This window comes from Devosia honganensis, from assembly GCF_042648785.1.
GTDB lineage: Bacteria > Pseudomonadota > Alphaproteobacteria > Rhizobiales > Devosiaceae > Devosia > Devosia honganensis.
The window spans coordinates 69,860-94,591 of record NZ_JBHRYD010000015.1 but is presented as its reverse complement, the minus strand read 5'-3'; the positions used below and the strand labels follow the sequence as shown (position 1 = coordinate 94,591).

The 24,732-nt window shown below is 66.5% G+C and carries 22 protein-coding genes; 13 read left to right on the top strand and 9 right to left on the bottom strand.

Features of this window, described 5'->3' with window-relative positions; translation table 11 throughout:
* Positions 1 to 73: 73 nt before the first annotated feature.
* Both ACFOOL_RS15440 and ACFOOL_RS15435 read right to left on the bottom strand, forming a co-directional pair.
* Positions 74 to 1,858, bottom strand: a complete 1,785-nt coding sequence (locus tag ACFOOL_RS15440) for a hypothetical protein (protein ID WP_380098211.1) — start codon at positions 1,856 to 1,858, stop codon at positions 74 to 76.
* A gap of 122 nt (positions 1,859 to 1,980) precedes the next feature.
* Positions 1,981 to 2,772 carry a sugar transferase gene (locus ACFOOL_RS15435; protein ID WP_380098210.1) on the bottom strand — a complete coding sequence of 264 codons (792 nt, stop codon included), beginning with the start codon at positions 2,770 to 2,772 and terminating at the stop codon, positions 1,981 to 1,983.
* A 150-nt stretch (positions 2,773 to 2,922) separates the two neighbouring features.
* On the opposite strand from ACFOOL_RS15435, the gene ACFOOL_RS15430 reads away from it, so the two are divergent.
* The 4 genes from ACFOOL_RS15430 to ACFOOL_RS15415 all read left to right on the top strand — a co-directional run bounded on the left by ACFOOL_RS15430 (position 2,923) and on the right by ACFOOL_RS15415 (position 7,562).
* On the top strand, positions 2,923 to 5,049 hold the full coding sequence (locus ACFOOL_RS15430) for a GumC family protein (protein ID WP_380098209.1): 2,127 nt from the start codon (positions 2,923 to 2,925) through the stop codon (positions 5,047 to 5,049).
* 77 nt (positions 5,050 to 5,126) lie between these two features.
* Positions 5,127 to 5,390 carry a spike base protein, RCAP_Rcc01079 family gene (locus tag ACFOOL_RS15425; RefSeq protein ID WP_380098208.1) on the top strand — a complete coding sequence of 88 codons (264 nt, stop codon included), beginning with the start codon at positions 5,127 to 5,129 and terminating at the stop codon, positions 5,388 to 5,390.
* On the top strand, positions 5,390 to 6,316 hold the full coding sequence (locus tag ACFOOL_RS15420; RefSeq protein WP_380098206.1) for a phage head spike fiber domain-containing protein: 927 nt from the start codon (positions 5,390 to 5,392) through the stop codon (positions 6,314 to 6,316). Before ACFOOL_RS15425 ends, ACFOOL_RS15420 begins: the two co-directional genes overlap by 1 nt.
* 79 nt (positions 6,317 to 6,395) lie before the next feature.
* Positions 6,396 to 7,562, top strand: coding sequence for a glycosyltransferase family 4 protein (locus ACFOOL_RS15415; protein ID WP_380098204.1), 1,167 nt, complete (start codon positions 6,396 to 6,398; stop codon positions 7,560 to 7,562).
* Between the two features lie 1,173 nt (positions 7,563 to 8,735).
* Here ACFOOL_RS15415 and ACFOOL_RS15410 read toward each other — a convergent pair.
* From ACFOOL_RS15410 to ACFOOL_RS15395, 4 genes are all read right to left on the bottom strand, one after another.
* Positions 8,736 to 10,127, bottom strand: coding sequence for a lipopolysaccharide biosynthesis protein (locus tag ACFOOL_RS15410; protein ID WP_380098202.1), 1,392 nt, complete (start codon positions 10,125 to 10,127; stop codon positions 8,736 to 8,738).
* Positions 10,128 to 10,162: 35 nt separating this feature from the next.
* The gene (locus tag ACFOOL_RS15405; RefSeq protein ID WP_380098201.1) at positions 10,163 to 11,008 is read right to left on the bottom strand and encodes a glycosyltransferase family 2 protein; all 846 of its coding nucleotides are present in this window, start codon (positions 11,006 to 11,008) and stop codon (positions 10,163 to 10,165) included.
* Complete coding sequence (locus tag ACFOOL_RS15400; RefSeq protein WP_380098199.1) at positions 11,005 to 11,817, bottom strand: WecB/TagA/CpsF family glycosyltransferase; 813 nt, start codon at positions 11,815 to 11,817, stop codon at positions 11,005 to 11,007. The genes ACFOOL_RS15405 and ACFOOL_RS15400 overlap by 4 nt, the downstream gene beginning before the upstream one ends.
* Positions 11,818 to 12,022: 205 nt before the next feature.
* Positions 12,023 to 12,994 carry a hypothetical protein gene (locus ACFOOL_RS15395; RefSeq protein WP_380098197.1) on the bottom strand — a complete coding sequence of 324 codons (972 nt, stop codon included), beginning with the start codon at positions 12,992 to 12,994 and terminating at the stop codon, positions 12,023 to 12,025.
* Positions 12,995 to 13,198: 204 nt separating this feature from the next.
* On the opposite strand from ACFOOL_RS15395, the gene ACFOOL_RS15390 reads away from it, so the two are divergent.
* The 3 genes from ACFOOL_RS15390 to ACFOOL_RS15380 all read left to right on the top strand — a co-directional run bounded on the left by ACFOOL_RS15390 (position 13,199) and on the right by ACFOOL_RS15380 (position 15,958).
* A complete protein-coding gene (locus ACFOOL_RS15390) occupies positions 13,199 to 13,786 on the top strand; it encodes a nitroreductase family protein (protein ID WP_380098196.1) in 588 nt (195 codons plus the stop codon).
* A gap of 76 nt (positions 13,787 to 13,862) precedes the next feature.
* Positions 13,863 to 14,669 (top strand): transglycosylase SLT domain-containing protein, encoded by an 807-nt coding sequence (locus ACFOOL_RS15385; protein WP_380098194.1) that lies wholly within the window; start codon positions 13,863 to 13,865, stop codon positions 14,667 to 14,669.
* Positions 14,670 to 14,758: 89 nt separating this feature from the next.
* The gene (locus ACFOOL_RS15380) at positions 14,759 to 15,958 is read left to right on the top strand and encodes a DUF2336 domain-containing protein (protein WP_380098193.1); all 1,200 of its coding nucleotides are present in this window, start codon (positions 14,759 to 14,761) and stop codon (positions 15,956 to 15,958) included.
* A 4-nt stretch (positions 15,959 to 15,962) separates the two neighbouring features.
* Here ACFOOL_RS15380 and ACFOOL_RS15375 read toward each other — a convergent pair whose 3' ends face one another.
* From ACFOOL_RS15375 to ACFOOL_RS15365, 3 genes are all read right to left on the bottom strand, one after another.
* On the bottom strand, positions 15,963 to 16,724 hold the full coding sequence (locus ACFOOL_RS15375) for an NAD kinase (protein WP_380098192.1): 762 nt from the start codon (positions 16,722 to 16,724) through the stop codon (positions 15,963 to 15,965).
* 77 nt (positions 16,725 to 16,801) lie between these two features.
* Positions 16,802 to 18,268, bottom strand: a complete 1,467-nt coding sequence (locus ACFOOL_RS15370) for an N-acyl-D-amino-acid deacylase family protein (protein ID WP_380098191.1) — start codon at positions 18,266 to 18,268, stop codon at positions 16,802 to 16,804.
* A gap of 2 nt (positions 18,269 to 18,270) precedes the next feature.
* Positions 18,271 to 19,224, bottom strand: a complete 954-nt coding sequence (locus ACFOOL_RS15365; protein ID WP_380098190.1) for a MurR/RpiR family transcriptional regulator — start codon at positions 19,222 to 19,224, stop codon at positions 18,271 to 18,273.
* A 296-nt stretch (positions 19,225 to 19,520) separates the two neighbouring features.
* Here ACFOOL_RS15365 and ACFOOL_RS15360 point away from each other — a divergent pair, with 296 nt between their 5' ends.
* From ACFOOL_RS15360 to ACFOOL_RS15335, 6 genes are all read left to right on the top strand, one after another.
* Positions 19,521 to 20,315 carry an ABC transporter ATP-binding protein gene (locus ACFOOL_RS15360; RefSeq protein ID WP_380098188.1) on the top strand — a complete coding sequence of 265 codons (795 nt, stop codon included), beginning with the start codon at positions 19,521 to 19,523 and terminating at the stop codon, positions 20,313 to 20,315.
* 28 nt (positions 20,316 to 20,343) lie between these two features.
* A complete protein-coding gene (locus ACFOOL_RS15355) occupies positions 20,344 to 21,189 on the top strand; it encodes an ABC transporter permease (protein WP_380098186.1) in 846 nt (281 codons plus the stop codon).
* A gap of 65 nt (positions 21,190 to 21,254) precedes the next feature.
* Positions 21,255 to 22,382 carry an ABC transporter substrate-binding protein gene (locus tag ACFOOL_RS15350; RefSeq protein ID WP_380098184.1) on the top strand — a complete coding sequence of 376 codons (1,128 nt, stop codon included), beginning with the start codon at positions 21,255 to 21,257 and terminating at the stop codon, positions 22,380 to 22,382.
* A gap of 59 nt (positions 22,383 to 22,441) precedes the next feature.
* Entirely contained in the window at positions 22,442 to 22,780 is a 339-nt protein-coding gene (locus ACFOOL_RS15345) for a hypothetical protein (RefSeq protein ID WP_380098182.1), read from the top strand.
* Positions 22,777 to 23,958, top strand: a complete 1,182-nt coding sequence (locus ACFOOL_RS15340) for a hypothetical protein (protein WP_380098180.1) — start codon at positions 22,777 to 22,779, stop codon at positions 23,956 to 23,958. Before ACFOOL_RS15345 ends, ACFOOL_RS15340 begins: the two co-directional genes overlap by 4 nt.
* The gene (locus ACFOOL_RS15335; protein WP_380098179.1) at positions 23,955 to 24,731 is read left to right on the top strand and encodes an SDR family oxidoreductase; all 777 of its coding nucleotides are present in this window, start codon (positions 23,955 to 23,957) and stop codon (positions 24,729 to 24,731) included. The genes ACFOOL_RS15340 and ACFOOL_RS15335 overlap by 4 nt, the downstream gene beginning before the upstream one ends.
* Position 24,732: the final 1 nt, after the last annotated feature.

Below are 24,732 nucleotides of genomic sequence, written 5' to 3'. Positions count from 1 at the left end.
AACGGGTATGGCGGGGCGGAAGGCGTTTGTGCCGCAGGAATGGGAAAGGCCGCCCTCAGGGCGGCCCTCTGGCTCATTTGGCTTCGGCGCTGATATCGACCTTGTCCAGCAGGACGGTCGGGTCGCTCTCGGCTGCAACGAGATCGGCGAAGTCGAGGCCCGGATCGGTTTTGGCGACGATGCCGATGGCCAGGGTCTTCGCCTTGCCGCTGACGAAGCTGTTGATGGCTCCGCCCAACTGGGCCGCATCGGCGGCGCCGGCCATCATGGCGATGACGGTGCCTTCGGCGAGGCCCGCAAAGACCGGGCGCAGCGTGGCCGGGTCGGCATTCTGCTCGGCGGCGACCACGGAAAGCACGATGTCGGAAAGCCCCGCATCGATCACCGTCAGGTCCAGCCCCTTGAGGGCGACGGCCATGCCGGCGGCGACGGCCGTGTCGTTTTCGAGCGCGAACAGGTCCGCCGTGGCATTGGCGATGGTTCCGGCCAGCAGCACGGTGGCCAGATCGGCTCCGGTGACGGAGACTTCCTCGACATCGATGGTGCTGGCGGCCTCGTTCCAGGCGGCGGCGACGCGGAAACCGGCATCGACGCTGGTGATGCCCAGCGCGCGCAATTGCTGGATGGTGTCGTCGCCGCTATCGGCCGGCAGGTCGGCCAGGATATTGGCGGCGGACAGATCGAGACTGGTGGGAATGCCGTTGCGATAGCTGCCCAGCGTCAGGTCGAAATTGCCCACCGAGGCCTGGATGCGGGTTCCGGCGCTGTCGGGATCGGGAATGTCGATGTCGAGGCCGACGAAGGACAAGCCTTCCATGGCCGGGATCAGGGCCCTGGCATTGGTCTCGAACCAGGCCTCGTCCACGCGTTCGGGCGCGGCTTCGAGCGTGGCGACGATCCCGCCGAGGTCCATCGGCTTGACGGTGAAATTGTCGAGCTCGACGGCGCCGTCGCCTTCCACCACGATGGAAAAGCCATCCATGGAAATGGACGGATAGACCCCCGGGGACATGCCGCCCATGGTCATGCCGGCGATGGAGAAGGTCAGGGGACGGTCCTCGTCGTCGGTGCCTTCGCAGGACAGGCCGTCAAAGGTGATCTCGGAGGTTTCGAAGGCGGTAAGGATATCGGCATAGATGCGCAGGAACTGTCCGAGCAGGGCCGGATCGATATCCTCGGGATCGTCCTCCATGGCCTGGGCCATCGCCATGATATCGGCGAAAGAGGTGCGTAGGGGGCGGGCGCGGAACTCGTCCGCGGCGATGGCGCCGAAGGCGCAGGATACCTCGTCGGCCTCGAGCGTGCCGCCTTCCGCCACCAAATCCCTGTAGATGGTCTCGATTTCGGTGCTGCCGCGATCGACGAGGCCATAGACGCCCAGCATGCCCCCGATATCGAAGGAGGTGGCCGACATGGCGCCGAAATCGAACGTGCCTTCGTCGGTCAGCATGTCGATGCCGCCCAGGCTGACCCCGGCCGCGACGCCGTCGATGACGTCCTCGAACAGCAGATCGGTGAAGGTCAGCGTGGTGTCGTAGCGCTTGCCATCCTGGCTCGACGTCACCGAGACCACGATTTCCGGCACGCCGATGCTGGTGGCATCGAGTTCGGCCAGCGCCTCGGCGTGGCCGGCGATGTCGCCGCGCAGGATTTCCGCCAAGGTCGCTTCGTCGATGCTGGAATTGCGGGCCTCGATAGTGGGGATTTCAACGCTGACGCTGGTTTCGACGGTGGCCGGCGGCTTGGTCTTGGTCTTGACCTTCTGGGCCCAGGCGGGCGTTGCGGGCAGTGCGACGCTCAGCAGGCATGCCGTGGCGACCGCGCCGATGCGCCGGCGGGACAGGTGGGTGAGCAGCATTCTGTTTCTCCGGGTTATCCGGGAGGCAATCTGGGCCATCGGCAAGAGCGCATCAATAGGCCAGCGGGCGGCCGCGGCGAACTATCCGGGCAGTGTTGCAGGCAAATGCCAGTGCCGGCGGATCAGTGCGCATTGCCCCTGAACAGCTCGATGAACAGCGTCCGGGCGACGATCCTGATGTCGAGGGCTAAGGAAAAATGCTGGATATAGGCGATGTCGTGGCCGAGGCGGGCCAGCGCCGCCGCCCGCTCGTGGGTCGGGCCGCGCAGGCCATGGCACTGTGCCCATCCGGTGAGGCCCGGGCGCATCAGCGTGCGATAGGCGTAATGCGGGCTGAGACGCCCATAGGGAACGCCGCCGGCGTGCATGCCGGCCACATGCGGGCGCGGGCCGACGAGCGACATGTCGCCCTTCAGCACGTTGAACAACTGAGGCAGTTCGTCGATGCTGGAGCGGCGGATGAAGCGGCCGATGGGGGTGACGCGATCATCGGCGCCTTCGGCCTGACGGATGCCGGCCTGGTCGCAGCGATCCGCATACATCGAGCGGAATTTCAGGACCTGGAAGGGCACGCCCCCGAGGCCGAGACGGGCCTGGCGGAACAAGACCGGTCCGGGGTCGGTCAGCCGGATGGCGATAGCGACGAAGAACATGAGCGGGGTGAAAAATGCCAGTCCCAGGAGAGCGCCGGCGATATCCAGCAGGCGCTTCATCCGCAGCGCCCGGGCGCGGCTGGGCGTGAGGGCGGGCGGCACCGGCCCGTCACCCTGCCAGGCGATGAAGAGGCCGTGCTGTTCGCCGTCCAGCCCGCCACCGGCCGCGGAAACCTGCCAGCCGGCGTCAGGCCGCCAGCCAAGGCTTCCGGCAATTGTTTCGAAGCCTGATCCCGGCAGACGGTCGAGCGCCCCGTTCATTCAAATTCGCCTCCCACCGAATTTGATGCCCATCGGCAAGATCATCCCAGATAAGGAGACGCTTGTCATCCGGACCTGAAATGTGCCTGTGATAGGGGCGGAAATATTGTGCAAATGCTGTTTTGGGGTCCGTAAAGGAATGGGGGCGGCATGGAGGGGCAATATATCGACGCAGGGGCGATATTGGAGGTGCTGCGCCGCCGCGCTCGCCTCATCCTCATGGTTTTTCTGGCGATATCGACGCTTTCGGCCATCATCGTCTTTTCCCTGCGTCCCGAATATACCGCCTCGGCGCTGGTCATGGTGGACCCTTCGCGCAAGGATCTGCTCGACCCCGGCCTCGCGCAGATGGGGCCGGGACCGGCGGATGGAGCGCGGGTCGACAGCGAGGTGGAGATCGTCACCTCGATGCCGGTGCTTCTGGAAGTGGTGGAAACCGCCGGGCTCATCGACGATCCCGAGTTCGCGCCCAAACGAAGCCTCCAACACCGGCTGGCGTCGTTTCTGGGCGCCGGCGAACCGGTGCCGCCGACCCGTGAGGAGACGCTCCATGCCGCCGCTCTGCGGCTCGATGAGGTGGTTTCGGCGCGCCGCCGGGGCTCGACCTACCTCATCGCCGTGAATGCTGCCGCACCAGGGCCGGAGGCGGCGGCGCGGATCGCCAATGCGGTGGCCGAGACTTATATCCGGATGCAGGTGCAGTCCAAGGTCCGGTCGGTGCTCGCGGCGCTGGAGGTGCTGGAGCCGCGGATTGCGAATGCCAGCGCCGCGCTGGCGGCAAGCGAAAGCGCGCTCGATACCTTCCTCGATGACAATCTGGAGCGCATCGCCGCCAATTCCGGGCGACAGGATATCGTGGCGCTGAAACAGGCGGCGGATGCTCGCCTCGGTGAGCAGGTGCGGCTGGGGTCCGCCATCGAGGCAGCGTCGGCCAGCCTCTTGCGGGCGGATTTCGAGCAGATGGCCACGGTGTTGGCTTCGCCGGAGCTGGCAAATCTGGCGTGGCGGCATGCCGAGCTGCTGAATGGGCCGGGCGGCGGTTCGGGGGCCGAGATCGAAGCGCTGGAGGCGCTGCTGGACCGCACGGCGCAGGACGCGATGGCGGGTCTTCAAGGGCAGCTTGCGGAGCATCGGGCGCAAACCGCCGAGCTGCGGGAAGAGTTGCGGCACAGCCTGTTGGCCAGCGACATGCCGCCGGACGTGCTGACCGGCCTTTACGAACTGCAGCAGGAGTCGGCGCTGGCCCGGGCCAGCTATGAGCGGCTGGTCGCCCGCGTGCACGAATTGCGGGCACAGGCCGATCTGCAGGTGGCCGATAGCCGCATCGTGGCGGCGGCGACGGCGCCGCAGCGCCCGTCCTTCCCCGATATGCGCCTGATGTTCCTGATGGCGGGCGTGGGGGCGATGGGCTTCGGGGTGGCGCTGGCCTTCACGGTGGAAAATCTGGTTGGCGGGTTCACCTCGCTGGAGCAGCTCGAGGCGGTCACCCGTCGTGGCGGGGCGGTGGCCGTTTCACTGCAGAAGCCGCCGCAGCGGGCCGATGGCAGCCCGGCGGCCAGCGTCGCCGACACCGTCGCCCTTGCGCCTTTCTCGCAGTTTTCCGAATGCCTGCGCCGGCTCAAGCTGAACCTCGATCAAGCGCTGGTCGGATCCGGAAACCGGCAAAGAAGCGAGGGGGGCGTGGTGGTGGCCGTGGCCTCCTCGGTTCCGCTGGAAGGCAAGACCACGCTGGCGCTGGGGTTGGCACGGACCTATGCGGCGTCGGGGCGCAAGGTGTTGCTGATCGACGGCGATTTGCGCCACCCCTCGGTGCATCGCCATCTGGGAGTCGCCCCCTCCGGCGGGCTGTCCGACTATCTCTCGTCCAGCCTGGCGGATGCCATTCCCGCGACCATGCTGAGCAGCGATCCGCTTTCGGAGGTGGTTGCGGTGCTGGGCGGGCGGCACGGCGAGACGCCGGGCGAGCAATTGCTGACCAGTGGCACATTCGCGCGGCTGATCGCGGCGGCGCGGTCGGTGTTCGAGGTGACGATCATCGATACGCCGCCGGTCGGCGTGGTGGTGGATGGCAGCTATGTGCTGGAACTGGCCGACGCGGTGGTGTTCGCGGTGCGTTGGGCCGACACCGGCCAGCGCGAGGTGCTGCGGTCGCTCGATGCCGTGGACAGCTCGACGCGCCCGGACGTGCCGATCGTCCTGGCGATGACGCAGAAGGCGACGGAGCGCGATCGCAAGGGCAGATATCGGGCCTATTACGCCGAGGAGCAGGAGGGCTGAAACCGGGCCTGCGCGGCCGACTTATCCTCGCTTGTGCGGCCCGTGAGAATATGGCGTGGAAAATGATGAGGTTTTCCATGGCTGACAGATTTGAAGGGCGCGAGCCCGACCTGACCGGACCGGCCCTGCACGGTTTTGCGGTGACCCCCGACGACGAGCTGCCGCTGGCCGAGACGACGCGGGCTCTCTATGTGGGCATTGCGGGGGATGTGCGGGTGGGCTTTGCCTCGGGCGGGGAGGTCACGCTGCGCGCGGTTCCCGCCGGCACCATGCTGCCCTTGCGCGCCGTCAGGGTCGCCGCCACGGGCACCACCGCCGGCGATATCGTCGGGCTGGTCTGATGTTCGCCATCGGATTGCATATCGCCGGCGCGCGGCGCGGCGGCCCATGGTGGCCCGAAGGCGCGGTCCGCGCCGCCGATTTCGTCAATGGCCGCAATATGGCGGACGGTGTGGAGGTGCCGTTCGCGGAGGCGTTCGCATTCAGCCGCGAGACGCCCGGCCTGATGGCGGTCGGGGCGGGTCAATGGATCACCCATGATGCCGGTGTGCTCCGACGCCACGCCGGGCTCGGGGCGCTCTTGGAGCCGGCGACCTCGAACCAGTCACGCGGGACTGCCGATATCGGCGGTCCCGGCTGGACGCCCCCGGCCGGATTGACGCGTTCCGGGAACGCCACGGACGGCTTTGTCTTCACGGTCGGCCAGAGCCAGGTGGACCTGCTGCGGCTCGAGCAATATGGCTATATCGACATTCCCGCACATGAGCCGGGTTTCTTCGCCTTCGACCTGCACGACAGCGGCATGCGCGGCGCCGCGATCTGGTTCAGCGATGTCGGCTATCGGGCGGATTTCTCCACCGATACCGGCATCGCCAACGGCACGGGCGAGAACGACGTCGCCAGCATGGCGGCGCTGGGCGGCGGCTGGTGGCGCTGCCGCGTGCGCCACCGCCATACCGCAGTGACCCAGGCCTGGCGGATCAAGCTGGGCTCCAGCCGGTTCGACACCAGCTATCAGGCCGGCGATTTCATCCGGGTGCGCCTGCCGCAGGTGGAATTGGGGCGGTTCACCACGCCGGTGGTCAATACCTCGATAACGCAATCCACGATGCGGGCGGCGGATCGGCTCGCTGCGACCGGAGGCGCCAGCCTCGATGTCACCGTGTATTTCGCCGGTGGCGCGTCGCAGAACTTTCCGCAACTCAGTGGCCCGCTGCCGGCGGAGGAATTGCTGAACCCGCTCGTGACGCGGGCATTCTGGAGTTGAAGGCGGCCGGGCTGGCCGCCCGGCGCCGCCCGGCCTATCATGGACGGCATGAGCGGCACGGAACGGGGGAAGGGGCCGGATGCCGGCGGGGCGCAAGCGGGTCTGCTATGTCTACCCTTACGCCTTCCGGTACCGGAAGGCGTTCAGCGAACGCCTGAAACAATTGCTGGACGCTTCGGGCGTCGATTTCGACGTCATCCATTGCAGCGACCCGAAGCTCCGGGCGCCCCGGGGCGATCTCGAAGCGCCCGAATGGGCCATCGATAGCAGATGCGTGCGGTTTGACCTGGCGGGGCGGGCGTTGCGCTATCAAGGCGCGCTGCGCCGGGCGATGAGCTATGATCTCGTCATCATGCAGCAGGAAAACGGGCTGCTGTTGAACTATCCGCTCCAGCTCTTCTCGAACGTCTTCGGGTATCGAACCGCCTTTTTCGGCCATGGCCGGAATTTTCAATCCCGCAATCCCGATGGATGGGCGGAAAGGTTCAAGCGCTTCTGGTTGCGGCGGGCCCATTGGTGGTTCGCTTATACGGAACGCAGCGCCGCCGTGGTGGAAGCCGCGGGTTTCCCGAGGCACAAGATCACCGTCTTCAACAATGCCATCGACATAGCGGCGATAAGGGAGATGCTGGCGTCGATCGGTCCGGAGGAGCGCGAGGCGGCGCGGCGGCAGTTGCTGGGCGGATCGAGACGGGTCGGGGTCTATGTGGGCGGGCTCTACGAGCACAAGCGGATAAAATTCTTGCTCGCGGCGGCAAGGGAGATTCGCCGGCGCCTACCCGATTTCCATTTCATCGCCATAGGCGATGGCGCGGAGGCGGGCCTGCTGCGCGAGGCGGCGGCGGCCCATGACTGGATTCATTATCCGGGCGCCCGGTTCGGCCGCGAGAAATCGCTGCTTGTCGGGCTTGCCGATGTTTTCCTGATGCCGGGTCTCGTGGGCCTCGCGGTGCTCGACGCCTTCGCCCATGGCACTCCGATGGTCACCACGGACCTGCCCTATCACAGCCCCGAGATCGATTATCTCGAGGACGGGGTGAACGGGGTGATCGTGGACGAGAGCGGCAGCGTCGCCGCCTATGCGGACGCGGTGGTGCGGCTCATTGTGGACGACGCCTGGCGCCGGCGGCTGCAAGCGGGGGCGCAGGCGGCGCTGGAGACTTATACGATCGAGAATATGGCCGAACGCTTCGCCGGAGGGGTCCTGCAGGCGCTCCGGGATCAGCCCGCTCCGCCCCTTGGCTGAAATAGAGCAACGCACCGAGCATCCAGAGCAGATGCGTCGCGGTGTGGGCGGACATGACGACCATATAGGTTCCCAGGATAACGGCGACGCAAAGAGCGACGTAACCCGATCCCGGACGCCGGCGGATATGGATCCACAGCGTCGCGGAAACTGTGAACAGGAACAGCGCCAGCCCGGTCAGCCCCTGGCTCAGCAGGATGTGCATATAGCCGTTGTCGATGATGAACGGCTCATAGCCGATGCCGAAAATCTTCTCGAACATGTTGAAATCCGAGAACATTTCTACTGCCTGGGCGAACCAGATCTGCCGGCCGCGCAGGTTGAGGCCGTCCTCGCCCCAGATGGTGAAAAGCGATTCGAAGGCGTGATACCCAGGCAGGTTTTTTGCGATACCCGTCGCCGCCAGCATGGCGACGATGGCGAGGACGAGGGCGCTTTTGGCGATGAAATGCCGCCGCCGGTATTCGCAGATGACGATGACCGCGACGAGAATGGCGAGGGAGGAGCGGTGAGTGGAGAGGGCGACGAAGAACAGGGCTATCGCGACGGAGCCGTAAAGCAGGCGGCGCGAGAGGATCTTCCTGTCGAAGCAGACATAGGACAAGACCGCGAAAACCACGAATAGCCGCGCAAAGCTGTTCGGCTGGCGATAGCCGCCGCTGGGGCGGCCGGTGCGGACGCCCTCGATATAGTCGAAATAGGAGAAGGGGTGGAGCCCCGCATATTGCAGCAGGGCTATGGCGGCGGGAACGAGAAGCGCGATGCAGAATGCCAGGTGGAACAGCCGCAACTCAGCGCGGCGCGTCTCGTCGTCGCCGGCGCTGGTGCAGGCGAGATGGATGAAGACGCAGATACCGGAGAAATATTTGACCGGCACCTCGAAAATGGCGGCGATTCCGGCTCCGTAATGAAGGGGGCGGTGGAGATCGGCGACGACGAGCAGGGCGAGGGACAGAACGGCGGCAAAGAATGGCAGCCAGGCCTCGCCGCGCGAGGCGACGAGCTGCCACAGCACCAGCGCGGCGACGGCCAGCGCGTAGAGGCCGCCCGGCGCCAGTGCCCCGCCTGAGGATTCCCCGGCCAGATCGATCAGCGGCCGGAGCGCGACGAGGATCAGGACGGGCCGCACTGCGTCGCCGCGCCGGCGGTGGGCGAGGGCTGTTTCGGACGCCCTCATGGTGGCGCACTGCCGGTCTTGCCGGCGAAATCCGGCCGCAGGCGCCAGATGCTCCAGGCGGCGAAAAGCACGAAAGCGGCTGCGGTCGCGGCGAGGGCCGATGCTGCGGGAAAGGCCAGCCTGGCGGCAAGCGGGTAGAGGGCAACGGCCAGGATGACGGTCAGCCCGGTGACGATGGCGATGGCGGGCCAGGGATAGGCGATGGAGAGGGTGCGGCGCGTATGGAGCGCAAAGCCCAGGGCGTAGGCGCAAAGCCCGACGGTCTTGCCGGCGGCAATGCCGTGAACGCCCCAGCGGGGCGCCAGAAGGGCAATGGCGCAGAGACCGGCAAGGGCGGCGAGGCCGGTGACGACGAGGGCGGTGGCGGTCCTGCCTTCGCGTAGGCTGCCCAAGCTCAGTGGATTGCCGCAGGCAAAGACCGCCATGCCGGCCAGAAAGAGGCCGAAAAGCAGGGGATCGAAAGCAATGCCGGGAAACAGGATGGGCCAGAGCGCGGGGGCGAGCAGCCAGAGCGCGAGGGTGAGGGCGAGATCGGCGCCGGCGAAACCGAAGAAGCTGGCGCCGAAAAAGCCGGTATCGGCGGTCTTGGCGTGGAGGCGGGCCACGGCCAGAGGAGCAAGCCAGAAAAAGAAGGGGGCGAGCGCCGGGCCGAGCACCTGCGCCAGCCTTGCATGCGCCACATAGGCGGTGAGATCGGCATTGGAGGCGATGGCCAGCACCGCATAGCGGTCGAAATTCATCAGCGCCACGACGATGGCGGAGGCGAGGACGATGGGCAGGCCATAGGCGATGGCCTTGCCGGCTTTTGCGGGATCGGGCGACCATGGCCAGTTGACCGCCAGCAGTGCCGGCAGCAGGAAGGTGGCGCCGAGGGCAAGACGCAGGATCAGATAGCCGTCGAGCGACAATGATGGGCCCGCCAGCAAGGCGATGGCGGCGAGCGCCAGGGCGATCAGCACGGCGCGGCCGCCTTCCCGGATCGCATAGGCACCCGGGCGGCCGGTGGCGCGCCACCAGGCGATCTGGAAAACGATCATGCCTTCGATGGCGGCGATGCCGGCGGCCAGCAGGCCGAGCCGGATCGGCCAGCCGGACACGGTCATCCCGAGGGCGAGAAGCGTGGTCATGCCGAGCGCCGAGAGCACGTGCCAGGGCAGCAGGCGCTGCGCGGCCGAGCCGTCCCGCGGCAACTGGTTGAGGAGGCCATGCTGGATGCCGAGCCCGGCAAGGGGGATGACCAGGAGGATCAGCGGTTCGATTGCGGCCCACCGGGAAAATCCCCCGGTGCCGAGCAAGTGAACCAGCAGCGGAGTGGTGGCGAAGTTCGATCCCGATATGAGCAGGGTGCCCAGGGCGTAAAGCCCGATGGTGCGGAGATTCCGATTCAACGATCCGATGGAGTCGGTTGTGGCGATTGAAGAATTCATCGCCCCACCATTCTGGCTGCATAGATGAGGAAAAGGCGCAGCAGGCCGGCAGCGCCGCCATGGCGCCACATGAAGGTGAGCCAGGGCCGCAAGGGCAGGCCGAGCGGGCTGTCGAGGGCGCGCCAGCGTTGCATCGGCGTCAGGCCGCGTTGCCGGAACGGCATTTGCCGCCGATTGGCGCAGCATTCGCCGGCGGGTTGGCGGCCGATCCAGATGCCGGCGCCATGCGCGGCGGCGCGATAGCCATAATCGATATCGCCGAGCTGATGCACGAAGGCGGGATCGACCGGCCCGAGCGTGTCGGTCAGCTCTCTGGGGATCAGCACGAAATTGCCGTTCATGGTATCGCAGCGTCTTAGCTGCCCGGCATCGGGGTCGAGGCGGCGCAGCTTGCTGGGGTCGCGGCCATGGGTCCGCATGAAGCCGGAATAGGTGATGGCGCCGGTATGGGGATCGATCGTGGCGCCCACGACGATCTGGCGGGGATCGGCGGCGGCCGCCTCGCCATAATCGGCAAGAGCATTGGCGACGGCGTCGGGATGGAGCACCACGTCGTCGTTCAGCCACAGGATGAAGTCGAAAGGCAATTGCATCGCGGCGGTCATCGCCCGGTGCATGCCACGGCTCCAGAACAGGTTTCCGGTGCCGGCCAGGACCCGGACCTGCGGGAATTCGCTCCGCACGGCCGGGCCTGTGCCATCGGTGCTGCCGTCATCGACGAGCCAGACCTCGAAGGTCACCCGCTCGGTCTGTTGCGGCATGAGGCTGCGCAGGCAGCGCAGCGTCGTCTCGCGCCGGTTGCGGCAGGTCACGGTGACGGCGATGCGGACGGGGGCGGTCACGGGCGACCTCCCTTTCGCCTGAGCAGGCGCTCGGCGGCGAACAGCAGGACAAAACGGGGCGCCAGGACGAGATAGCGCCGCCAGAGCCGGCGGGGCTCGCGCCAGAGTCGGTGCAGCCATTCGAGGCCGTTGTCGCGCATCCAGCGCGGCGCGCGCGGCATGGCGCCGGACTGGAAATCGAAGGCCGCACCGACGCCCAGGCAGACGCCGCGCCGCAGATGGGGCAGGGCGAGCGCCATCCAGAAATCCTGCTTGGGACTGGATAGCCCGACCCAGATGAAATCGGGGTCGGCGCCGCGGATCCGCTCGAGTTCGCGCCGGCTTTCCGCGTCGAGCCGATGGGCGGCGTCGATATCGCGCATGGGCGGGGTCAGCGTGCCGGCGATGGCGAGGCCCGGATAGCGGGCGGCAAGATTGGCGGCCATGCGTTCGGCGATGCCGGGCCTGCCGCCGTAGAAGAAATGCCGCTTGCCGGTGGCGAGCGAGGCGGCGCAGACGGCATCGACCAGATCGGCGCCGGGCGTGCGCTTCACCGCATGGCCGGCCAGGCGCCCCGCCAGCGCCACCGGCGCGCCATCGGCCAAGACCAGGCTGGCCCTGCCGTGCAGGGAAAGCAGGGCGGGGTCGTCGACGGCCTGCATGAGGCTGGCGGCGTCGCGGAGCAGGACCATATGCGGTTGGCCGCTATCGGCGAGGCGGAGGATGGTCCGGGTGGCGGAAGTCAGGTCCGTGGCGTGAACCGGCACGCCCAATATGGCGCCGGCGGGCGGCGCGGCGCCATCGGCCGGGCTAGGACGGGGTCGCCGCATTTTGCTGGAACCGGCAGAACAGACCGGCGCCAGGCGGCAGCGACGGGTCCAGAATAAATCTTCCGACTGACATGATTGCGCCAGGCCCCTCCCAAAACCCGATCACGGATCATGGATAGCGGTATTTGGGCGCGATGAACAGCGCAGCAGGGAATATTTGCCGGATGCTTGGCCGCGGGGCCTGTAAAATTTCCGTGCTTCGCGATCAATAGATCGAGGAAAGGACCTCTATTTCGCGAGGGCTGCCGGGCTGCACCTCTACTTCGCGGTTGTAGACCTGCTCGCCCAGCTTGGCGAGCACGAGATATTCGCCTTCCGCCAGAACGGTGGAGGGGAAGGCGCCGCGTTCGCTGAATATGGTGGTGCCGTCCGAGGTCTTGACCGTCCACTCGACGTCCGCGATGGCCTCGCCGCCTTCCTCCGACACCAGCTTGAACGAAACCTCGCTGGCGTGGTGGTAGAGGGTGGCGTCGGTCAATTGGCCCGGCTCCACCCGGAGGTCGGCGCGGACCACCGCGTTGATGGGGCCGAAATGCGAGACGATATGATAGGTGCCGGCGTTGAGGGTGACGATCTCGTTGGGCGGCAGATTCTCGGCCACCATGGCGCGGCTGGCCTCCGGGCCGGCGGTGAAAATGTCGAAACGCAGTTGCGCGGGGGAAATGGGTATGTCGCCGGTCACCGCCGAGTTGAGGCGAAGGGCGCCCGCTTCGAGGATCAGGTCCTTCTGGTTGGGGCCGGGGGCGACCGAAAGCGACTCGCTGATTTGAGCCTGACCATAGGCGACATGCACCACATATTCGCCCGGCGGCAATTCGAGCGTGGCGGTGCCCGCCTCAGCCTTGGCCACCAGCGACATCTCGCCATCGGCGTCGGGAACGCTGTCGAAAATCCGCCACACCAGCCCGTCGGGAATGGCGGTGCCGTCCTGGGTGATGCGCGCGGTGAGCGTGACCGGCTGCGGCGCGCTGGTGAGCGCGACGATGGCTTCGGTGGCGGGCGTGGTTTCGGGCGCCTCGGCCGCCGGCGCCTCGGCGGCGTCGCGATCCGGCCGCGGGCGGGGCAAGGGCGGAATCTCGGCAGTCTCCTCCTGCGCCATGGCGGGTGGAGGTGGCAGCGCGGGCACGAAAACGACCAGCAGAACCGTCAATAGCGCGAAAAATCTCGCAGAACGCATGAAGTCTCCCGGTGGCCGCAACGCCGTTTTATGGCCGCTTCCGGCCGACTCTTGGGTGCGAGTAGGCCATGAATGGGGAAAAGCTGTGTCACATTTGTCCGGATTTTTAAACCGTCCCGGCCCAGGCGGACGGTTTTTCGCCGCGCGGACTTGGCCGGCGCGGGAGGGAGGGGCTATGTCTCTGGCCGACAAGGAGGCCGAACGATGCCAGCCAATCCCGCCCTGCGCGACTATCTGCTTTCCCGCCGCTCGGTCGGCCTGGCTTTCCTCAGGGAGCCGGGGCCGTCGGAGGCGGAGTTGGAAACCCTGCTGACCATTGCCACCCGCGTGCCCGATCACGGCAAGATCACGCCCTGGCGACTGGTGATCTATGAAGGCGAGGCCCGCGAGGCGGCCGGCGAGAAGCTGGCGGCCATCGCGCTCGAGCGCAATCCGGAGCTGGACGAGGCCGGGCTCGAGATCGAGCGGCGGCGCTTCCTGCCGGCGCCGCTCACCATCGGTGTGCTTTCCGCGCCGCGCCCCAATCCCAAAGTGCCCGAGATCGAGCAATTGCTGTCGGCGGGCAATGTGGCGTTCAACCTCGTCCATGGCGCCTTCGCGCTGGGCTATGCCGCTTCCTGGGTGACGCGCTGGTATGCCTTCGACGACGAGGCGGCGACGATGCTGGGGGCGGGGCCGGGCGAGCGCTTCGTCGGCTTCGTCCATATCGGTACCGCGACGGCGACCATCGAGGATCGGCCGCGTCCGGCGCTGGACGAAGTGGTGCGGCGCTGGCGCGCGCCGGGCGCCTAGGTCCGGCACCCGGGGGAGTCGCGGCGATCCGGATATGCTAGGATCGGGCTCCTGATTCTCATGCGGAATCCCGTTCATGGGTGTGCAGCCGGTCTCCATATCGCAGAGCCTCGCCAATGCTCTGACCGCCGCAGGCAATCGCAGCGGGGTGGATTTCGGCTATCTGCTGCAAACCGCCATGCGCGAAAGCAGCCTCAATCCGCAGGCGCGCGCCAGCACGTCCTCGGCGGTCGGTCTGTTCCAGTTCCTGGAAGGGACCTGGTTGCAGGTGATGAAGGAGGACGGGCCTCGACTGGGCTATCAGTCCCATGCCGACCAGATCGTGCGCATGCCCAGCGGGGATTACGTGGTGCGCGATCCCGCAAGGCGTGCGCAGATCCTGCAATTGCGCGAGAACCCGCAGATCGCCGCCGACCTGGCCGCCGCCTTCACCCGCACGAACGGGGAATATCTGCGGGGGGTGTTCGGGCGCATGCCCAGTGCCGGCGAGCTCTATATCGCGCATTTCCTCGGGGCACAGGGAGCCGAGAAGATGTTTCGGGCCGGCCTGCAGAACCCGGATCAGGTCGCGGTCGCTCTCTTCCCGCGCCAGGCCGCGGCGAACCGGGCGATCTTCTATGATCGCGCCGGGCAGCCGCGCACCATCAGGCAGGTCTATCAGGTGCTGGTTTCACGGCATGAGACCGGGACCGACGCCGCCTTCGCCACCCAGCAGATGAGCGGGCAGGGGGCCAAGCCGGTGGCGGAAGCGGCCCCGCCGCTGCCATCGCGCTTTTCCACCGAGAACCTGTCGTTTACCGGGCTGTTCAAGACCGAGCCGGAGGAGCCGGCGGGCGAAGGCGAGGCGGGGGCGGCCTTTTTCACCCAATTGTTCAGCCAGTGAGGCCGGGGCCCTCGCGGCGTCGTTATGGTGAACCGTTCCTTAAGCACTGATCGTTAGGGTCGTCGCCGCCAGAGCGCGGAGTTGAGTAGATGATCCCCTATCAGGCTTTTGCGGACCTTTGCCGGTCCAGCGACAGCGACGAGCGCGGACATGCCGCACATCTGGCCGCGCTGGCCTATCTCGATCATCGTGGTCCCGCCGACGAGCATGCCGCGCTCTATGCGGCGCTGATCGGCTTTCTCGACGATCCCTCGGTCAAGGTGCGGGCGGCGCTGGCCTATGGCCTGCTGCATTCGCCGGAGGCCCCCCGGCCGATCGTGCTGGCGCTGCTGCATGACAGCCCGGTCATTTCGCGGGCCGTGCTGCAATATTCCCCGGTGCTGGTCGACGCCGATCTCATGCCGCTGGTCCGGGTACAGGACAGTTCGGCACTGCTGGCCATCGCCCAGCGCGAGCGGCTCAGCGCCCGCATCGCCGCGGCGCTCGTCGCGCGGAACGACGACGAACTGACCTTGCGCGTGCTGCGCCGCATCGAGATATCCCTCGCGCCGGACCTGCTTCTGGATCTGGCAGGCACGCATGGCGACAGCGCCGCGATCCGCGGGGCGCTGCTGGCGCGGCGCGACCTGCCGCCGGCGGCGCGTCTGGCTATGCTGCGCCGGGTGACGGAGAGCCTGCGCGGAGCGCGGATCGTCAAGGGCGCCCTGGCGCCCGAGCGGCTGGAGCGCCTGCTGCGCGACGGCACCGACGCGGCGGTCGCCGCGATCGGGGAGGCGCCGGAGGCCGGCCCGCAATTCGTTGCGGAACTGGTGGGCGCCGACCAGATCAATACCCGCCTGCTGCTGCATGCCGTGGTCACCGGCCATGTCATGTTCTTTTCCACCTGCCTGGCGGCGCTGGGGGAGGTGCCGCAGCACAAGGTATTCGCCCTGCTCGAAAACGGCAGCCGGGCGGCGCTCAAGGCGCTGTTCGCCCGCTGCGGCCTCGACGAGGCGATTTGCGGCCTGCTGGGGCGCATGGTGCTGCATGCCCGGCTGGCCGATCTGTCCGACGATCTCTCCGCCCGGCACTATGTCGTCACCGCGCTGACCGAGGAATTGCTGGCCGAATATGACGGGGAGATCCCCGAGGCGCTGGAGGAGGCGTTCGCCTATCTCAGCGAGCAGAACATTTCCCTGGCACGGCTGGCGGCGCGCGGGGTGATGGCTGCCTTTGCCGGATCGCGCGATGGCGCGCTGACCCTGCCCCCGGCGCCGAAAGCCGAAATCATGGCGCTGCCGGCCGCCTGACCGCTCAGTACCGGAACTGCTCGACCAGCACCCGCTCCTCGAGGCTGGTGCCCGGATCGAATAGCAGCGTCACCGCATGGGTGCGGTCCTCGCGCACCGTCACTTCCCGGACGTTCTTGAACTCGACATTGTCGGCGACGGCGCTGACCGGACGTTTCTCGGCCTCGCGGGTGATGAATTTCACTTCGGCGCGGTTGGACAGGATCGCCCCGCGCCAGCGGCGCGGCCGGAACGGCGAAATCGGCGTCAGGGCGAGCAGATGCGCTTCGATGGGCAGGATCGGGCCGTGGGCGGACAGGTTGTAGGCGGTGGAGCCGGCCGGGGTGGCCAGCAGCGCGCCGTCGCAGATCAACTCGTCCAGCCGCACCTCGCCGTCCACGAGGATTTGCAGCTTGGCGGCCTGATAGGTGGTGCGGAACAGCGAGACTTCGTTGATGGCCAGCGCGCTGCATCGTTGCCCCGCGGCGTCGATGGCCGTCATCGAGAGCGGATAGATCTCGGTGCGCTGGGCGGCGCGGATGCGTTCGTCCAGCCCGTCCTCGCCGAAATTGTTCATCATGAAGCCGACCGAGCCGAAATTCATGCCATAGACCGGCTTGCCGGTGCCCATGACCTGATGCAGCGTCTGCAGCATCAGGCCGTCGCCGCCCAGCGCCACGACGATTTCGGCCTCGGCGACGCTGGCCTTGCCATAGCGCTCGCGCAGTGCCGCCGCCGCCTTGTCCGCCGCTGACGTTTCATTGGTCACGAATGAAATGATGGGCATGGACGTGGGCTCGATAGGTGCGGGCAGAGCCTGCCTAGCACGTGGCGGGCACGGGAGCCAGCCGCGGCTGCATGGCCCTAACGGTCGCGGCTCACCAGCCGGCCGGCACGGCCCCGGCTGCTGCCGTCCTGGTCGAACGACATGACGCCGTTGACCATCACCCATTCGATGCCGACCGATTGCAGGGAGGGGCTCTCATAGGTGGCGCGGTCGGCGATGCGGTCGGGGCGGAAGGCGACGAGATCGGCGAAATTGCCGGCCCTGATCTCCCCTCTCCGCTGAAGGCCGAACACACCGGCGGTCAGCCCGGTCATCTTGTGCACGGCCGTTTCGAGCGGCAGCAGGCCCAGTTCGCGGGAGTAATGGCCCAGGACGCGGGGGAAGGTGCCCCAAAGGCGCGGATGCGGGTGCTTGTCATGCGGCAGGCCGTCCGAGCCGATCATCGAAAGGTCGCTGGCGAGCACCCGGCGGACGTCTTCCTCGTCCATCTGGAAATAGATGGCACCCGCAGGTTGCAGTTTGCGGGCGGTTTCCGCCAGGTCCAGTCCCCATTCCCGGGCGATGTCGGTGAGATAGCGGCTGGCCATTTGCGGGTGGGGCTCGGACCAGGCGATCATGATCGGATAGGTATCGGTTACCAGATCCGCCCGCAGATTGGTGGAGCCGGCCGAATAGGGATAGACGTCGACATTGACCCTGTGCGTCTGCGCGGCGGCGGCGATCCGGGGCAGGGTCTGCGTGGTGCGTCCCCAGTTCTCCACCCCGGCGCATTTGTGGTGCGAGATCACCAGCGGCGTGCCGGCGGCCCTGGCGGTGTTCACCGCCTCATCGATGCTGTCGAGCACATTGGCGAATTCGTCGCGCATGTGAGTGGCGTAAACGCCTCCCGCGGCGGCCACGACCCGGCCCAGCTCCACCACCTCCTCGGCGTCGGCGGCCGCATTGGTGGGATAGAACAGGCCCGTCGACCAGCCGGCCGCGCCATTGGCCATGGCCTCCTCGAGCATCTCCGCCATGCGCCGCATCGCCTCGGGCGGTGCCTTGATGGAAATGTCGGCCATGGTGGCGAGGCGCAAAGCCGAATGCCCGATCAGCGCCGCCACATTGATGGCGGGGCGCGCCCGCGCGACGGCATCGGCATAGGCGGCGAAAGTGGGGAATTCATAGGCCTGACTTCCGCCCAGCAGGTTCATGGGCGGGGGCGGGGGGCCGTCGAAACGGACCGGCGCCAGCGAGATGCCGCAATTGCCCACCACCACCGTGGTGACGCCCTGGCTGATCTTGGGCAGCATGTCGGGGGCGTCGAGCACGATGCGGTCGTCATGAGTGTGGGAGTCGATGAAGCCCGGCGCCAGCGCCATGCCGGCAAGGTCGATCTCCTGCGCCCCCGCGCCGAGAGTTTTCGGCGGTCCGATCGCCTCGATGCGGTCGCCGACGATCCCCACGTCGCCCGGAAAGGCCGGGCCGCCGGTGCCATCGACGACCAGCGCGTTGCGGAAGACCCAGTCGAAGCGGTCGTTTGGCCTGGCGGCGGAGCTGGACATGGCTACTCGTGCGGTTTGATGGTTTTCATCAGGATGGTCGGGTCGGTCGAGGGGGTGGGGATGGCGATGCCGATGCTGGCCACGGTGTAGCGCACCCGGCGCAGCGTCTCGCGCGCCTCGGCGCCCCGTCCGGCGGCGACCCCGGTGGCGATGGTGTCCACCACCCCCATATGGGCATAGCGCGAGGGCGTGGGGATCAGCACGTTCTCGTCCTCGGCGATCACCATCGGAATGAGAATGTCGGCTCCCTGCGCCACCGGCGTCTCCGGCCGGGTGAGGGCAATGGTGGTGGCGCCGAAGGAGCGGGCGATCTGCAAGGCTTCGGCCACCGCCTTGGAGCGCCCGCTGTTGGAAATGGCCAGCACCGCGTCGCCCTGCGACAGCGTGGCGGCCGACATGCGCTGCTGGTGTCCGTCGACATAGGCGCTGACGGGCAGGCCGATGCGGAACAGGCGCAGCCTGGCGTCTTCCACGAGACTCGCCGAGCCGCCGCCCTGGCCGTAGATGTCGAGACGCCGGGCGGCGGTGATGGTCTCGATGGCGCGGGCCACCGCGTCGGTGTCGAGGGCGTTGAGGGCGTCGCGCATGGCGTTCATCGCCCGCGTCATGACCGATTGCGCCAACTGGCCGGCATTGTCGTCGAATTGCCGGTCCGGCTGCAGATAGACGGCCGCCACCGTCAGCGTGGTCGCCAGATCGATCTTGAAATCGGCGAAGGAGGCGCAGCCGACGGAGCGGCAGAAGCGGGTGACGGTGGGCTGGCTGACCCCGGCGAGCGTCGCCAGTTCGGCGATGGTCATGCGCGTGGCGGCCTCGTAATCGATCCGCACGGCGCGAAGCACCTGCCGTTCGGCGGACGACAATTCGCCTTCCACGCGCAGCATGCGCGAGACCACGTCGATCACGTCGGAATGGTTTGCCTTGAGCGCGCGCTTTGCCGGATCGGTCGGGGCCATGGGCCGTGTGTCTCCGTGGATCAGCTAAGAAATTGAATTACAGCCATGGCCGATTTTCGCAAGTCCTATTCTCCCAAAAGCGATCTTACCTCGCCAGGGAGATCAAATTTACTGATCTGGTCTGATCTTATTTTTCTTGTTTTTCAGTAGGTTGATCAGCATTTATAAAACTGCATAATACTAAAGTCTAATCGAGAAGTTCCTGAAATTCGGTTTCAGTCTGCTAAGAAGGAACAGCGTCGGCTGCCGAGGAGGGCGGGCGGTGCAATGCCGCAAAGGCAGAGGGAGGGCGCAGCATGCCTGCTGCTACCGGGGCGGTCGTGGACGCCCGGAATCCAGTGAAGATGAAGATCGAGAACGCCTCGAAGGTGTATCACACGCGCTCGGGCGGGGTGCATGCGCTCGACAATGTCTCGATCGACGTGCGCGAGGGCGAATTCCTGTGCCTGCTGGGGCCTTCGGGATGCGGCAAGTCCACCCTGCTATGGTCGATGGCGGGGCTGCACGGTCTCACGGACGGCACGATCCGCCTCGGGGACGAGCCGATCACCAATCCTCATCCCGAGATCGCCATGATCTTCCAGGAGGCGAACCTGCTGCCCTGGCGCAACCTCGAGCGCAATATCCAGTTGCCGTTCGAGATCAAGCGGCAGGCGCCGGATCGGGCCCGCATCGAAAAACTGCTCAGGCGCGTCGGCCTCGAGGGGTTCGAGAACAAATATCCGCGCGAGCTTTCCGGCGGCATGCAGCAGCGCGCCTCCATCGTGCGGAGCCTGGCGGTCGATCCGTCCGTGCTGCTGATGGACGAGCCCTTCGGCGCGCTCGATGCCTTCACCCGCGACGAGATGAACCTGCTTATCCAGGAAATCTGGATGGAGACGGGCAAGACCATCATCTTCATCACCCATTCGATCGCCGAGGCGGTGTTCCTCGCCGACCGGATCGTGGTGATGTCGGCCCGCCCGGGGCGCATCGCCAATATCATCGATGTCGACCTGCCGCGCCCGCGTCCGGTCAAGCTCCAGACCAGCCCGGATTTCCTCGAACGGGTCGAGGCCATCAAGGCCATGATCGATCACCGCCCCGCCTGAACACGTCCACGCCAGGAGAAATTTCGACATGGACAACGCCTTGCAGGACAAGATCCCGACCTTCGGCAAAGGGCAGAAGGCCGATGTGAGCCTGGCGGGCGGGATGGGATCGCTGATGTCCGGGCCGAGCCGCGGCGCGTTCGAGATGTTCATCATCGCGCTGGTGGCGGTCGTCATCATCGGCAGCGCGGAAATCCTCATCCGGCTGTTCGAGGTGCCGATCTACATCTTCCCGCCGCCCAGCGCGATCGGTATGGCTCTGGTTACCGAATGGCCGTTCCTCTGGCCGCATCTGTTCACCACGCTGTGCGAATTGCTGATCGGGTTCAGCATCGGCACCTCGATCGGCTTCATCCTGGCGGCGGTGATCACCCAGTTTCCCTTCGCCGAAAAGATCATCACGCCCTACATCCTCCTGCTTGTCACCACGCCCATGCTGGCACTGGTGCCGCTGCTGGTGCTGCGCTTCGGTTTCGGCTGGGAGCCGCGCATCATCGCGGTGGCGCTGGCTTCGGGGCCGATGGTGATGATCAATTCGGCCACCGGTTTCCGCCGCGTCGACCTCGCCAAGATCGCGCTGGCGCGCTCCTTCGGCGCCTCGACCTTCCAGATCTTCACCAAGATCCGCATTCCCATGGCCATGCCCATGATCATGGTGGGGCTGATGGTGGGGTCGATCTTCGGTCTGCTGACCACGGTGGGCGCCGAAATGGTGGGCGGGGCCGAGGGGCTGGGCAATCGCCTCAACTACTATTCGTCGATGATCCGGATGCCGCAATTCTTCGCGGTCATCACCCTGCTCGCGATCATCGGCATCTCCATCTACGTCATCTTCTTCCTCATCGGGAAGAAATGGACCAGCTGGGAGTCCTGAGGACCCCGGCGCACATCCGGCGAGGGGCCGGGTGACACAAGGGACACAAATGGGAGGAGACCTGAATGTCCAGAACGCTGACTAATCCGACGATCGGCCGCCGTCGCCTGCTGCAGCTGACTTCCGCCGGCATCGCGGTATCGGCGCTCGGCCTCAATTCCCGCGCGGCCTTTGCGCAGGACCGGGCCGTTCGCTGGGTGTCGCCGCGCGGCACGCTCGAAGTGGTGGACGACTTCGCCTATTGGGTCGCCAAGCGCATGGGCTATTTCGGCGACCTCGAAACCGTCATCGAGGCCGGCCCGCAGGACGGCACCGCCACGGTCAAGCTGGTCGACCAGAACCAGTCCGATTTCGGCTATCCCTCCCCGGGCGTGCTCTCGCTCGGGCTCGAACAGGGCATGAACCTCAAATCGGTCTTCCACATCATGGCCGGCGACGTGTTCGACTTCGCCTTCCAGAAAGGGCAGGCGCCTGCCGATCTCAAGGGCCTGGAAGGCATGACCATCGTTCTGGGCTCGGCCGGCTGGCAATCCATCGCCGATCCGATGCTGGCCGCGGCCGGTGTCGATCTGAGCAAGATCAAATATGTGGAAGTGGCGGCCTGGGGCCAGGCGCTCGCCCAGGGCCAGGCCGACGCGGCGCTGACCTGGGAAGGGCTGCGGGCCCAGTGGCGCGGCCAGGGCTTCGATTTCGATTACCTGTTGGGCAAGAACGCCTCGGTGTTCCCGGCGAACTCCTTCGTCACCCGCGCCTCCGACCTCGAGGACGAGGCGATCAAGGACCTTTACACCCGCTATCTGCGCGGCTGGGCCATGGGGCTGGAATTCGGCTGGCTCAATCCGGCCGCCGCCACCCAGATCACCATGGAGGAATTCCCGGGCCTCGCCAGCCAGATGGACCCGGCCACGGCAGTGGAATCGCTGATGCAGCAGAGCGGGCTGATGCACGCCCATTGGGACCGGCGCGGCAAGTGGGGCTTCCATTTGCAGGATAGCTGGCAGGCCTATTTCGACGCCATCGCCGAGATCGGCCAGGTATCGCAGGTGTTCAAGGCCGAGGACGTCACCACCAACGAGCTGATCGACGGGGCCAACGACTTCGACCACGCCCAGATCAAGGCCGATGCGGACGGGTTCGCCCTTTCCGACGATTATGCGGCGGTGGACGTGGCGGCGATCGAAGCCGTCCTCTGACCGTTGCCTTTGCGGGCGGGGAGCCTTCCCCGCCCCTTCCGCGAAAAAGGGGAACAGCCGTGTTCGAATTCGATCACGTGGGCGTCACCACGACCGTCAGGCAGGAGCAGGAAGATTGGGTGGAGCAATCCCGCCTCTGGGTGACCAATCCGCGCAATCATCCCGAGCATATCGAATTCCTGCGCTATGAGCCGGACAGCACCGTGCCGGATATCGTCAAGAACAATCCTCACGTGGCCTATCGCATCGACGACATGCAGGCTCGGCTGGCGGAAGCCGACGAGGTGCTGATCCCGCCCTTCATCGTCGGCGACTTCCTCGAAGTGGCCTTCGTGCTCAAGCACGGCATGGTGTTCGAATATATGCGTTACCTCAAGGATGGCTGGTTCGGGCAATGAGCTACAAGGCGATACTGACCTATGCGTGGGATCTGCACGAACATGGCGTGAGCGGCGCCGTTTCGGAGTTTGCCGCAATGGGGCTCGATACCGTCACCATGGCGGGCACCTATCATGCCGGCAAGTTTCTCCGGCCGCAGGGCAAATCGGGAAAGGTCTATTTCCCCGAGGATGGCACCGCCTATTTCCGGCATGACGACAGCCGCTACGGCGCCATCAGGCCGATAGGCAACTCGCTTCTCGACAGGGCGGACGTCTTGGGCGAACTGTGCGACGACGGGCGCCTGGCGGCCAATGTCTGGCTGGTGCTGTTGCACAATACGGCGCTGGGCATGCGCCATCCGGACAGCGTGGTGCGCAACGCCTTCGGCGATCCCTATTACTACAATCTCTGCCCCAGCGCGCCCGAGGCGCGAGCCTATGCCGTCGGGCTGGCGGTGGACGTCACCCAAACCTATCCCGTCTCCGGGCTCTCGCTCGAAGCGCCGGGCTTCACGCCCTATGCGCATGGCTATCACCACGAGATGAGCTTCGTGCGCCAGGAGCCCTGGTTCGAGGGGATGATGGGCCTCTGTTTTTGCGACCATTGCCTCGCCGCCGCCACCGCGAAGGGGATCGACGCCCAAGGGCTCAAAACGGAAGTGGCGCGCCGGATCGAGGATTTCCTGCAAAGCGAGGTCGATATTCCGCCCGACATGGGCCAGGCCTTCTGGATGGCCGATATCGCCACCAATGCCGATCTGCGCGCCTATCTCGATTTCCGCTGCGCGCAGGTGACCGGTCTCGTCGCCGAAATCCGGGACCGCGTTCGCAGGGACGCCGAGGTCGCCGTGATCCCGTCCGTGGCAAGGCCCACCGCCGGCGCCTGGTATGAAGGCACCGATCTTCGGGCGCTGGGCGAAACCGCCGGCATCATCGAAGCCTGTTTCTATGAGCCGAGCGCCGGCCGCATCGCCGCCGATCTCTTCGACCTGCGGCGCCGGCTGCCGGCGGACACCGTCCTGCGCGGCATCCTCCGCCCCAGCTTCCCCGATATCGAGAACAAGGCCGAATTCCTTGCCGCCATCGACCTGCTGGTGGCCGGCGGGGTGACCGATCTGGCCTTCTACAATTGGGGACATCAGCGGCGGCGCAATCTCGAATGGATCGGCGAGGCGCTGGCGAGGGTGCCCGGATGAGCGCATTTTCCGGCAAGAGCGTCGTCATTACCGGGGCGGCCGGGGGCATCGGCCTGTGCCTGGCGCAATGGTTCGGCGCGCGCGGTGCCCACATTGTGGGGCTCGACCGCTCGGTTACCGCCGGCGCGGCGATGAGCGCACTGGAAGACGCGGAAATTGCCGCCCGCTTCATCCGCCTCGATATCGGCGATGCCGAGGCGGTGGAGGCGGCCTTCGCCGAGATCGAGGCGGTCGACGTGCTCGTCAACAATGCCGGCTATTCCAACCATCACGTGTTGCGGCTCACCACGCCCGCCAGTTGGGCCGAAGAAATCAACGGCAATCTCAACGGGGCGTTTTTCTGCGCCCATGCAGCAGCCGCCAGGATGCGGGAGCAGGGGGGAGGCGCCATCGTCAACATCGCCTCGGTCAACGGCCAGAGCGCGTTGGGCGACCCGGCCTATAGCGCCGCCAAGGCCGGGATGATCGCCATGACCCGCACGCTGGCGCAGGAGCTGGGCCAATACGGCATCCGCGCCAATTGCGTTATGCCGGGAACGGTGCGTACGCCGCTCTGGCGCGAGCGGGCGCAAAAGGACCCGGACGTGCTCCGGACGCTGGAGCGCTGGTATCCGCTGGGGCGCATCGTCGAGCCGGAGGAGGTGGCTTCCGTGGTGGGCTTTCTCGCCTCCGACGCTGCCAGCGCCGTCTCGGGCGCCGTCATTCCGGTCGATTGCGGGCTGAGCGCGGGCAATATCGTGATGACGCGCGAGCTGACGCTCGAAGAACTATGAA

Bases quoted from the DNA above. Each gene is read 5' to 3' on its own strand.
- ACFOOL_RS15440 (WP_380098211.1), bottom strand. From the start codon at position 1,858: ATGCTGCTCACCCACCTGTCCCGCCGGCGCATCGGCGCGGTCGCCACG.
- ACFOOL_RS15435 (WP_380098210.1), bottom strand. From the start codon at position 2,772: ATGAACGGGGCGCTCGACCGTCTGCCGGGATCAGGCTTCGAAACAATT.
- ACFOOL_RS15430 (WP_380098209.1), top strand. From the start codon at position 2,923: ATGGAGGGGCAATATATCGACGCAGGGGCGATATTGGAGGTGCTGCGC.
- ACFOOL_RS15425 (WP_380098208.1), top strand. From the start codon at position 5,127: ATGGCTGACAGATTTGAAGGGCGCGAGCCCGACCTGACCGGACCGGCC.
- ACFOOL_RS15420 (WP_380098206.1), top strand. From the start codon at position 5,390: ATGTTCGCCATCGGATTGCATATCGCCGGCGCGCGGCGCGGCGGCCCA.
- ACFOOL_RS15415 (WP_380098204.1), top strand. From the start codon at position 6,396: ATGCCGGCGGGGCGCAAGCGGGTCTGCTATGTCTACCCTTACGCCTTC.
- ACFOOL_RS15400 (WP_380098199.1), bottom strand. From the start codon at position 11,817: ATGCGGCGACCCCGTCCTAGCCCGGCCGATGGCGCCGCGCCGCCCGCC.
- ACFOOL_RS15395 (WP_380098197.1), bottom strand. From the start codon at position 12,994: ATGCGTTCTGCGAGATTTTTCGCGCTATTGACGGTTCTGCTGGTCGTT.
- ACFOOL_RS15390 (WP_380098196.1), top strand. From the start codon at position 13,199: ATGCCAGCCAATCCCGCCCTGCGCGACTATCTGCTTTCCCGCCGCTCG.
- ACFOOL_RS15385 (WP_380098194.1), top strand. From the start codon at position 13,863: ATGGGTGTGCAGCCGGTCTCCATATCGCAGAGCCTCGCCAATGCTCTG.
- ACFOOL_RS15380 (WP_380098193.1), top strand. From the start codon at position 14,759: ATGATCCCCTATCAGGCTTTTGCGGACCTTTGCCGGTCCAGCGACAGC.
- ACFOOL_RS15375 (WP_380098192.1), bottom strand. From the start codon at position 16,724: ATGCCCATCATTTCATTCGTGACCAATGAAACGTCAGCGGCGGACAAG.
- ACFOOL_RS15370 (WP_380098191.1), bottom strand. From the start codon at position 18,268: ATGTCCAGCTCCGCCGCCAGGCCAAACGACCGCTTCGACTGGGTCTTC.
- ACFOOL_RS15365 (WP_380098190.1), bottom strand. From the start codon at position 19,224: ATGGCCCCGACCGATCCGGCAAAGCGCGCGCTCAAGGCAAACCATTCC.
- ACFOOL_RS15360 (WP_380098188.1), top strand. From the start codon at position 19,521: ATGCCTGCTGCTACCGGGGCGGTCGTGGACGCCCGGAATCCAGTGAAG.
- ACFOOL_RS15355 (WP_380098186.1), top strand. From the start codon at position 20,344: ATGGACAACGCCTTGCAGGACAAGATCCCGACCTTCGGCAAAGGGCAG.
- ACFOOL_RS15350 (WP_380098184.1), top strand. From the start codon at position 21,255: ATGTCCAGAACGCTGACTAATCCGACGATCGGCCGCCGTCGCCTGCTG.
- ACFOOL_RS15340 (WP_380098180.1), top strand. From the start codon at position 22,777: ATGAGCTACAAGGCGATACTGACCTATGCGTGGGATCTGCACGAACAT.
- ACFOOL_RS15335 (WP_380098179.1), top strand. From the start codon at position 23,955: ATGAGCGCATTTTCCGGCAAGAGCGTCGTCATTACCGGGGCGGCCGGG.